General features: G+C 43.8%; 6 protein-coding genes and 1 pseudogene. 4 read left to right on the plus strand and 3 right to left on the minus strand.

Annotated elements, in window-relative coordinates; all coding sequences use genetic code 11:
• Positions 1–470: 470 nt before the first annotated feature.
• A complete protein-coding gene (locus V7K89_RS25505; protein WP_335192139.1) occupies positions 471–2,879 on the minus strand; it encodes a GH116 family glycosyl hydrolase in 2,409 nt (802 codons plus the stop codon).
• 341 nt (positions 2,880–3,220) lie between these two features.
• Here V7K89_RS25505 and V7K89_RS25510 point away from each other — a divergent pair, with 341 nt between their 5' ends.
• Together V7K89_RS25510 and V7K89_RS25515 are read left to right on the plus strand one after the other, a co-directional pair.
• A complete protein-coding gene (locus V7K89_RS25510; RefSeq protein WP_335192141.1) occupies positions 3,221–6,388 on the plus strand; it encodes a WD40 repeat domain-containing protein in 3,168 nt (1,055 codons plus the stop codon).
• Between the two features lie 356 nt (positions 6,389–6,744).
• Positions 6,745–7,005, plus strand: a complete 261-nt coding sequence (locus tag V7K89_RS25515) for a hypothetical protein (RefSeq protein WP_335192142.1) — start codon at positions 6,745–6,747, stop codon at positions 7,003–7,005.
• A gap of 197 nt (positions 7,006–7,202) precedes the next feature.
• On the opposite strand, the pseudogene V7K89_RS25520 reads toward V7K89_RS25515, so the two are convergent.
• Positions 7,203–7,427: pseudogene (locus V7K89_RS25520) on the minus strand (CU044_2847 family protein); the annotation flags it as partial.
• A gap of 261 nt (positions 7,428–7,688) precedes the next feature.
• Between V7K89_RS25520 and V7K89_RS25525 the strand changes: the two are divergent.
• Positions 7,689–7,949, plus strand: a complete 261-nt coding sequence (locus V7K89_RS25525; protein WP_335192143.1) for a tetratricopeptide repeat protein — start codon at positions 7,689–7,691, stop codon at positions 7,947–7,949.
• A gap of 367 nt (positions 7,950–8,316) precedes the next feature.
• Positions 8,317–8,571 carry a hypothetical protein gene (locus V7K89_RS25530; protein ID WP_335192145.1) on the plus strand — a complete coding sequence of 85 codons (255 nt, stop codon included), beginning with the start codon at positions 8,317–8,319 and terminating at the stop codon, positions 8,569–8,571.
• 84 nt (positions 8,572–8,655) lie between these two features.
• On the opposite strand, the gene V7K89_RS25535 is transcribed toward V7K89_RS25530, so the two are convergent.
• On the minus strand, positions 8,656–11,288 hold a 2,633-nt coding region (locus V7K89_RS25535), incomplete at its 5' end, for a COR domain-containing protein (RefSeq protein WP_335192147.1).

The following is an 11,288-nucleotide window of genomic DNA, read 5'->3' on the forward strand; positions in this document are numbered from 1 at the left end:
TCAACTCTTACCATTACTGAAATTTTCCTTCGCTTCCGGAAATACTCGGAAAATAAAATCGCAAATCTAAACTTTGCTTTTCCAGATGAAGACAGGTTAAATTTGGTAGCGTGGAATACGATCATTCGTAGGGGCGCACATCTTTCATAGGTATCAACTTAAAGTAGAAATTATACTATTTCACTTTAAGGTTGATGCAAATAGGTAGTAGGAAGCAGGGAGAAAAAGTTACAGACAAATCATTTGTATTAAGTATTTCGTGAAATGGTATTAGGTAAGAGTAAGGGTTGCTATGCCCTCATCCCCTAACCCCTTCTCCCATATTAGGAGAAAGGGAGCTGGAGAATTTGATCCCCTCTGCCAATTTTGGAGAGAAGGCAAAACTCATAGAATCAGAAGATTTCAGCTTAAGTTGACACCAATGACATCTACATGTGTTGCATCAAAACGAGAACCGCTTTGATAGTCAATCAATTAATAACTAAATAAATTCCCCAAATCGCCATTGGCCGCAGGTAAGTGCTAGCGCGAAAAGTACCAGCTGCGGTGATAGCTTCCGGTGTGCGAAATTGCAAACCATTGTTATAAATTTGCTGCACTACAGCTTGCGTCAACCTCAACGCTTCATCCTTCATTCCCATCTGCACGAGAAAAGCCGCCAGCCCAAAGTTTATCCCCGTCCAAACTTCTAAAGGATGAGTAGCTTTGGGATTTTCTGGTGAACCATCACGACGAACACCATTAGCAGCACCAAACTCACCATTGCAGAATTTCAAAAAGCAAGCATCATAAACAGTTTTCAAGGCAGAAAGGGCGCGATCGCTCGCTATAATATCAGGTAAATCCAGCAGACGGGCGTAGAATTGTCCGCACAATTGATCTGCCATCACCACATCGGAACCACTTTTACTATCAAGTCGGTAATATTCCCCATTCCAGAGTTTTTCTTGGTAAATAGGAAGAGATTGTTGTAACCAAGTTTCATAAGTGGATTTTTGCGCCGTCAACTCTGTTGTGTTACCTGTCTGGTAAATTAATAAAATATCGCTGATGGCGATCGCAGCTTCTAACGCCGCCAACCACAACCCCCCACAATAGGCGCTGACACCCTGTAATCGCCAATCATCAAAGGTTTGATCGGGTGCGCCAGAATTTTCCGGAATCCCATCGCCGTCGAGGTCAAAAGTTTTCAGGTAGTCGAGGGTTTGAACGATCGCATTCCAGCAATCTGCTAGAAATTCCACATCGTCAGCACCCGTGAGTAAAAAATCACGGTATACTTGCAAAACAAAATCACTACCTAAATCCTTCCATAAATTACAGTCTTGATAGCTGGTGTAGTTGGTTTTCTCCCAGACGTGTTCGTTCGGTGCACCTAAATCGTGGGGTGTTGCACCTGCAACTTTGCGAACGGCAATCGGGCTTTCTGCCTTAATTGTCATGTAATAGCCAATGATTCGGGGAGTATTATCACCTTGAGGAATCGCCCGTGCAAATGCCCGAATTACCGACTTTTCTAATTCTGGAAATAGCATCAGCAGGGCAAAAGAGCCATACAACCGTACATCTAGACTTTCATACCAACGGTAATCTAAGCACTCTAACACCGCAAACTGACCGATGGGGTCAAGTTTTGATGCTGCACTCCAGAGAGTACCGCCGCTAGTGAGGTCATAAAGCTCATTAAATAAAGCCATTTTAAACCAGTTAGGTAAATCTTCCCGGTCGAGAATGGGTTTTTGCCAACTTTGAATTTGCGATCGCCAGGTTTGGTATTCTTGTAATGCAGTCGATGCGATCGCCCAAGCATTATTTCCACTTTTACCAAAAAAGTCTGTATATCTGCGATAATAGTTGACTCCAGCAGTAAATTCTGTGATCGGCAAATCCCAAGCGAGGACAAAGGGAATTTCCAGAGTTTCGCCTGGTTGGAGAGTGAAACGGATTGCGATCGCAGCCCCTAATTGTATATTCTCTGCTGCTGGAGTAGTATCAACATAATTGGGCAAAGAGCCATCTTGGGCAAAGCTTTGCCACACTTCATCACCTGTACCTTCAGGATTCCAGTGAGTGTGGTGAAATACTTCTACTTGGGGATGTTTCAGCGTTGCAATACACCAAGTTCCATCGCCTTCTTGCAAAGGTTGCTCACTACCAATCCGACCTAAAAGACAGCCAAACTGTTGTGTATTTTCAACTATCTGATTGTAGTTTCCTTGACTTTCGCCCCAGCGCGGTTGGTATTCATAAACCGGACTACCATCATCGCGCACCCGCACTTCGGGAGATTTGAGAGCATTTGTAAACCAGCCCACCATATTTTGCCAAGTGAGCATAATACTGAGAGTAATCGGTGTATCTGTCGGGTTGTGGGTATTCCAGAGGAATATTGCCACAGGGTAGCTAGTTTCTTGGTAATTGCCTGCCCAGACTGGAGAAAATTGCTCACAAGTCAACTGTGCTTGAAATATATTTTCATACACAAACCAGCTACGTGGATATAGCGCGTGATAATTACCCGTCCCCTCAGTAGCCAAAAGTGTTGGATACCACTGCCAAGCCTTGAGAGTGCCATTATCAGGCTCTTGGGTAGATAAAGCATAGGCTTGGGAAGATGTACTATTGGATTCAAACACACTGAATTGACAAGCGGGAACATTTTTGAAGGTATGCTCACCGCCGTCGATGTGCCACAGGTTAAAGTCTCCCCGTGAAGAACGACCGATGCAACCTGCACCAAAGCCGCCTAAAGGCATACCATGCCAAGGCCCATCATCAATATTACTTGCATAGCGAACAGTATAAGGTTTATCCCAGCCTAAGCCGATAGGACGGCTCCAAGTGCAAGAGGGAATTTCTGGAGAGAGTTGATTTGTCATCGCCTAATGTTACAGCGTGCAGTTACGTCAATGAAGACTAGCGCGATGTGAGATTTTTCTCAAGGTAGTAGCACGGTAATGGCTATTGGTGTCGATTTTAGCTGAAATTTTCTAACTAGTCGTAGCCCGCCCTGAGATATTGCTTACGTAATTACTACCAAACCATAAGGTATAGAGCTTATCTCATTTACCAAAACTTTAATATTGTGGTTCTACCGTGTATTGCTCAACTAATACTTGAATTTTAAATCTAGAGTTTTTAACTCTAATGGGTAAATTACTAGTAAATTTGGGTATTTTAAAGCACAGAGGGAATTTCTCAATAGTTTTAACAAAAGAAGATGACACAATACGCCCTTGTGGTTGAAATTGCTCAGAATGACAACAGTTTCGGCAGCTTGACTAAACCTATTAATGATGCAGAGGCTGTGGCTAACACAGAAAAATTTTTGCTGGTGGTAGATGAGTTTGAGGAAGTATCTACAGTTTGTATAGATCAGGAAGAACAGCAGAGATTTATTGAACTACTTACTGGGGTAGTAGAGATTCATGATTCGCGGTTAGCAGTTGTAATTACTATACGAGGCGATTTTCTTGAATCTTGTTTAGATAATCCTTCTCTAACTCATCTGATTCCAACCCAGGCAGCAGTTATGCTGCCTTTAACTGGAGTTGATTTAAAGGAGGCGATCGCCAAGCCTGCCAAGCTTCAGGTTCATAGTGTTGAAGAAGCAGGAGTATTAAAAATTCTCCCAAATCTTCAACAAGAACCAGGGAGTTTGCCATTGTTAGAGTTTGCCTTAACTAAACTCTGGGAAAAACGCGAACAAAAGAAACGTCAACTCACCCAAGCAGAGTACGAGAAGTTGGGAGGATTAACTGCGGTGTTAAATCTCTATGCGGAAAATCTTTATCACTACCAAGATTATGAGAAAGAATATCCAACTCAAGAACGTAGTCAGCAAGAAAAAGAATGGATTAAGCAGATTTTTCTGCGGTTAGTGCGAACGGGAGAGGGAGAAAAGAATACCCGACAGCGCCAACCAAAAGCCACATTATTAAATATTGCAGGTAATGAAGCCAATCAACAGCAACAACTTAGTGAGTTGCTAGATGGTGAAGCGGGATTGGTTAAGGGACGCTTATTAGTTACTGGAAAAGATGAAAAAGGAGAAGTCTGGATTGATTTAGCCCATGAAGCTTTAATAGAAAGTTGGCAGCAGTTTGCCCAGTGGCGACAACAAGACCGAGACTTGCGACCGTTGAGCGATACATTAGAAAATACCCGACGGGAATGGTTGAACGAAAGGCCGGATGACAAAAAGGGATTACTAGCGAAAGTGAGGGATAGCTGGCAACAATTGCAATCACCCCAACAAGATGAGGATTTTTACCAGTACAGCAATACTGATGAAAAAGACCAGATTGTCGAGATGGAAAGGGCGCTTACTGAATCCCAGTTGCGAGAGAAAGCGGCTAGAGTAGACGATTTATTGCCCTTACAACCGCTAGATAGTCTAGTTTTAGCAATTCAAACTATGGGGGAGAATCAAGATAAACTACCTCAGCAGATTCTTGCATCAGTTCAGAACAGTTTGAATCGGGTGGTGAATAAAGCAAGAGTCTCTATTCCCTTTTGTGGTCATGAGGGTAATGTCTCTTCCGTCGCTATCAGTGCTGATGGGCAGACGATTGTCAGTGGCGGTGCTGATGGTACGGTGTGGGTGTGGAACCATCAAGGTCTTTCCTTAGCTGAACCTTTGCGTGGTCATCAGGGTAATGTCTATTCTGTCGCCATCAGTGCTGATGGACAGACGATTGTCAGTGGCGGTGCTGATGGTACAGTGCGGGTGTGGAACCACCAAGGTCTTTCCTCAGCTGAACCTTTGCGTGGTCATCAGGGTAATGTCTATTCTGTCGCCATCAGTGTTGATGGACAGACGATTGTCAGTGGCGGTGCTGATGGTACGGTGCGGTTATGGAACCATCAAGGTCTTTCCTTAGTTGAACCTTTGCGCGGTCATCAGGGTAATGTCTTTTCTGCCGCCATCAGTGCTGATGGGCAGACGATTGTCAGTGGCGGTGCTGATGGTACGGTGCGGTTATGGAACTGCCAAGGTCTTCCCTTAGCTAAACCATTGCGTGGACATAAGGGTTGGGTCTATTCTGTGGCCATCAGTGCCGATGGGCAGACGATTGTCAGTGGCGGTGCCGACGGTCTGGTGCGGTTGTGGAATCACCAAGGTCTTCTGTTGGCTGAACCTTTGTATGGTCATGAGAGTAATGTCTCTTCTGTCGCCATCAGCGCCAATGGGCAGAACATTGTTAGTGCTGATACTGACGGTACGGTGCGGTTGTGGAATCGCCAAGGTTTTTCCTTAGCTGAACCTTTGCGCGGTCATGAGGGTAATGTCTCTTCTGTCGCCATCAGCACCGATGGGCAGATAATTGTCAGTGGCAGTGCCAATGGTATGGTGCGGTTGTGGAATCGTCAAGGTCTTCCCTTGGCTGAACCTTTGCGTGGTCATGAGGGTAATGTTAGGTCTGTCGCCATTAGCACTGATAAACAGATAGTTATCAGTGGTAGTACTGATAATACAGTGCGGTTTTGGAACCACCAAGGTCTTCCCTCAGCAGAACCTTTGCGCGATCATAAAGGTTGGGTCTATTCTGTTACCATCAGTGCCGATGGTCAGACGATTGTCAGTGGCGGTACTGACGGCACGGTGCGGTTGTGGAACCTACAAGGTCTGACCTTAGCTGAACCTTTGTGTGGTCATGAGGGTTGGGTGTATTCTGTTGCTATCAGTACCGATGGGCAGACAATTGTCAGTGGTGGTAGTGACGGCACGGTGCGTTTGTGGAATCTGCAAGGTCTGACCTTAGTCGAACCTTTGCGTGGTCATCAGGGTTATGTCAATTCTGTTGCCATTAGCGCCAATGGGCAGACGATTGTTAGTGGTGGTGATGACGGCACTGTGCGGTTATGGAATCGTCAAGGTCTTGCCTTAGCTGAACCTTTGCGTGGTCATCAGGGTTTCGTCAATTCTGTTGCCATTAGCGCTGATGGACAGACGATTGTTAGTGGCGGTACTGACGGCACTGTGCGTTTATGGAATTACCAAGGTCTTGCTTTAGCTGAACCTTTGCGTGGTCATAAAGGTTGGGTCTATTCTGTTGCCATTAGCACCGATGGGCAGACGATTGTTAGCGGCGGTGATGACGGTACAGTAAGGTTGTGGAACCTGGAAGGTCTTGCTTTAGCTGAACCTTTACGTGGTCATCAGGGTTGGGTTTATTCCGTTGCCATTAGCGCCGATGGGCAGACAATTGTTAGCGGCGGTGAAGATGGCACTGTGCGTTTGTGGCGTGGTGACTGGCGTGCATGGTTGCAAGTCTGTTGTGATAGGTTACGTTACCATCCCATCTTCACCAATCCGCAAACAGAGGAAGCAAAAGCCGCCTGCGAAACGTGCCAAAAATATGTTTGGAGTCAAGTAAGCGGGTAAAAACACAGTATTGCCGTGCCTCTAAGAAAGTTTGTACTCGACTCAATTGCAAACGGCTATTAAAGCAGTAAGTAAAGAAAGGAAAATACAAAAAAGAGACTTATTCTCCATTTAGGCTCAGAACTCCAGTTTTCATCTTCAAAACTTGGAAGTTGATGCTCAAAACTCGGAACTTTATGTTCGCAACTGCAACAGCCAAGATCCAAGGGTAAATTATGGTGAGTGAAAAGCTTAGGCGTAACCCGCACTTTGACAAAGCTCACCCTTTGACCTTGGAATTTTTATTAGTGTTATTGAAATTAAACTTGTATATGTGGGCACTCTAAAATTAAGCAACATACTGGAGATTAATTTCTATGTCTACAGCCCCAATTAGTGCAACACTAGCGCAATCGGAACTTCGTGCTTTGAACAGCAACATCCGAGATCCAAGAATGAATGATAGTGAGTCAGGAGCGATCGCTTTCGTTATCATCCCATCTTCACAAACCTGCAACCTTAAAAAACACAAATTTCCTACTAAACTTATCACCAATATCTTGCGTAGGGGTACAACATTGTTGTGCCCTGATACAACCGTTCATCCTAGCCAATATTTTATTTGTAATTTCTCGTAGAGTAATTAGTACCATTCAAATGGAATACGCACTGTGCAAAATAATATTGTTTCTCGTTGAGATGCCAGATGGGTTGGGGGTACGGCAATACCGTGTCCCAACGAAGAACTGTATTTCATCCAATTACAAAAGGCGATCGCTTCCATAATGTTTTGTATAGCTGAAGGTATAAAGCTTATCGCTACTTAAACAAAACCTTAAGTGCTGGAATTTTGCTTGTTTTCAGGAAACTTACACTTCACCTCAATTTCAAAATTACTCTCCGCCGAGCCTTCAGTTACGAAGGGGATACGAGTTTTTCCGCCTATCTTCAAGCCAAACTTCAGAGTTACCTCTTCAACTTCGGCAGCACCTAAATTTTTAAAAGCGCCAATGGCATATTTGGTATAAGCTCGAATTTGATGGTGAACTTCCTCAATCTTGACAAATGCATCTTCCCAAAAGCCCTAAGATTCTTTCTCTTCATCTTCCGGGAGTGGTAAATCTTCACGCCAGCGTCGCAGATTAGAGCAAGAACGGGATTCACTACAACAATAGTATGACCTGGCTAGCACAAAATTAGGTCGCCTGCGCCAAGCTTACGCCATTGAAACCGATGTATCTACAAAGTGGAAACTAGAAGTGCAAATTCAGGAAGCCCAAACAGAACAAAATAGATTGAGTTAGAGAAGCATTTAGCGTCTTTGTGTCGGGAAAACATTATTACAAGTTGGAACGATCGCAAAATTGTCGCTGGGCAAGAAGCTCTGCAAATCGACCCAAACGACGCAATTGCTCACAATTACCTGGGGAGTGCGCTGTCCGATCAAGGGAAGTTAGAAGAAGCGATCGCAGAACTAGAAATAGCTATTCACCTCGATCCTAGTAACACTGTGATTCGTAACAACTTAGAGATTTATAGAAATAAGAAGAAGGGTTTTTGGGGGCGTTTATTTGGTGGGTAAAATATTCTCAGTCTTATTCATCTCAACAATGTGCGATCGCCTGTTGTTGACGATGCGATGCCGGCGGTGGGCTACGCCAACGCCACAAACTTTGTAACCACCTTATAGTAGTTGTAAAAATATCAAAAGTATTTAGTCGTAATCTTCAACTTGATATGAGCGCAGCAGATTTATTCCCAACCTTGCACAAGCTATCTCGTGCAGATAAACTCAAGGTCATGCAGTTTTTAATTCAAGAACTAGCTATCCGATCGCTCTACCTCTGAACTCGAAGCTTGCACCTTTGAACACGAGTTGTCGAGCAAAAAGAGCGTAGCGTAGCCCGCCCTTAGACATCGCTCCACCTCAAAGCTTCATCATTCTACCTGTGAACTCGGAAGTTGCACCTTTTAACACCAATTGTCGAGTAAAAAAGGCGATCGCTCAACCTTTTACCCTCGAAGTTGCGCCTTTTATCCTCGAAGTTGCACCTTTTACCCTCGAAGTTGCACCTTTTACCCTCGAAGTTACGCCTTTTATCCTCAAAGTTGCACCTTTTATCCTCAAAGTTGCGCCTTTTATCCTCGAAATTGCACCTTTTATCCTGATCATTCTACTTTTGAACTTAAAGCTTGCACCTTAGAACATAAATTGTTTAGTAAAAAGAGCGTAAGTCTAGCTTGTCGGAGACATTGCTCAACCTCTAAGCTTAATCAATAGGTTATTTTTACTCATATAAACGCTGTGTGATCGCATTCAGCAATGACTCAAACTCTGATTTGCTGTGAATATCAGGGGTGAGCGTGTTCATATCTTTTAGCAGGTTGGTGAGTTCTGCGATCGTGTTGCGAATCTCGGTGTATTGGTCAATTTCTTCACGAAATCCCTGCAAGTTAGCTGCACCAACTTCTCTCATCCCTTCGTCTAATTCTTTAATTTCGTCTTCCCAATGCTTGATATATTTAAGTCTGGCAACGGGTTTATAAATTTGGGCATCTGCTAATACAATCGGGAAAATTCGATTATAAAATTCACCATTTTTAGCAATTTGCACTAGCTCAAACATGCAATTGGGAGACTTTAAATACTTGTCACTGATAACAGCGATCGCACATTTACCGCGTCCAATCCGTTCCATGAAAGCTTTGATTAGTCCTTTGTAGCCCAAATCGCGTTTATCACGGATGATTTTGATTCCTTTAGCTTGAAAAGTCTCATCCAGTTTATTGACAAATTGCTCACTTTCTCCACCCCAAGCATAAGAAATGAAAATTTCCTTCTCGAATTCCATTAGAGATTGACTATTCATGATGGGTTTTTCTTCTTGATTGCTATCTCGTAGCCGATGCGTCAATGATTCATCTCGCTTTCGTTCCAGTTCGTTTTGCAACTGTGCAACTTGGGGGTTGAGTTCCTTTTCTGGTCTATCGGGTTGGAATATGACATCATCAATTAACCTGCGGACATTTACCATTTGACGGCTTTTCCTGCATTGAATCAGTTGAGCATTATCATCTAGGAACTCGCGCAGTTCGTTCAGAGGATAACTATAAGGAGTTTGGCTTCCTTCACATTTTTCGCAGTTACAAGGAACTAGGGTTTCATATTGCAAACGTTCGTAAGAATTGTGGATTTTTTCGAGTTCATGGGTGATGACTGCCATCAATTCTTTTGTACGGTTTCCGGCTACACGGATTTTAATTTCTCGTTGATTGTAGTTTTCAATGATTTCAGCACGAGTTTGGTTTTTGTTGAGAACAATACCGTTTTTCCAAACTACTTTTTGCTGTTCAATCCAAGGATGCGTCTCAACAATAAAGCGGGTGAGGATACCTTTGGGCATGAATGTATAGGTGTAGCGCAGGATGAGGTTGTGGCGATCGTCCCAGGTATAATCAGCTTTTTCAATGGAAAGTAATTGCGGTGCAATATAAATGTCACGGCGACCAGGAATTTTGTAGCAAAGCTTGAACCGCATCATTAATTGCAGGAGTTCATCGTGCATATCAGCATATTCGCCGCTTTTCCAAATATCTTTGAGGTCGTCTTTGGTAAAACAACCGAGATTTTGGTTAACAGTCTGATTATCCAAAACTTTGTAGACGGCAGTTGTCCCCCATTCTGGTTTGAGGATGACGTAATGTTTGAGTGTAGAATCGTCTTGAAAGTGCAGACAAACGCCGAGGTCGTGGAGATAGCTGCTTAAGCGCAGCATATCTTTCTTGTCAATTAAATTATTGACTCGGCAAAGGGTAAAGTATTCTTCAACGCTGATGTAATTTCGGGAATCGTTCTCTAAGGCGTTTCTGACTCTTACCCAGAGTTTTGGTAGAGGTGTAGCAACGTGGTCAAGATTGCTAATGTAAAGCTGAATAGCTTTTTTAATCTCTGCTAAACCGCGATTAGTATCTAAATTGGTTGCCAGAATTTCCTTGAGATTGTCAAATTCTCCTCGTAACTGCCCCCCATCGACTTCACACTGACGGTCTTGTTTTTCGTTTTTGATGATGATAACTGGGCTTTTGTCGCTCAAGAGTTCAACAACCTTCAGCCACCAGTAAAAACCAGTGTTTTCTTTGCGAGTGTCGGCAACTAAGGCATATAGAGAACGCTTGCTGAGGAAAAATTGATGGGTTTGATGGTAGATTTCTTGACCGCCAAAATCCCAGATGTTGACCTGAAAATCTTTGCCATTTGGCAGTGTAAAGTGCCACCGGATCACCTCAATGCCTTCAGTTGATTTTTCATTCGCCTGGAGTTTATAGTTTTCGTCTTTTATTTTCTTGGCTAAAGAGGTTTTACCGGCTTCTCCTTCGCCAACAATCAAGAATTTTGCTTCGTAGAATGGTTCAGTTTCGGCTGGATCTTGCACCCGAAAATAGAAATCGAGAATTTCATTCACATCACCCGGATCTTCGGATAAATTCTTCGTCTCCAAAATCTCTGGTGGAATGGGGACTGGATTTCTACGAAGATCCAGCTTTTTCAGGTTTGACAGTTGCCTGATTTCCGGTGGCAGACTGCTCAGTTGATTTCTGTAGAGGTCGAGGGATTGCAGGTTGGTAAGTTGGCCAATTTCCGGTGGCAGACTGCTCAGTTGATTGTAGCTGAGGTTGAGGGATTGCAGGTTGGTGAGTTGGACAATTTCCGGTGGCAGACTGCTCAGTTGATTAATCAAGAGGTCGAGTGATCGCAGGTTGGTGAGTTGGCCAATTTCCGGTGGCAGACTGCTCAGTTGATTACTGAAGAGGTTGAGAGATTGCAAGTTGGTGAGTTGGCCAATTTCCGGTGGCAGACTGCTCAGTTGATTACTGAAGAGGTTGAGAGATTGCAAGTTGGTGAGTTGGCCAATTTCCGGTG

This window comes from Nostoc sp., from assembly GCF_036917515.1.
GTDB lineage: Bacteria > Cyanobacteriota > Cyanobacteriia > Cyanobacteriales > Nostocaceae > Nostoc.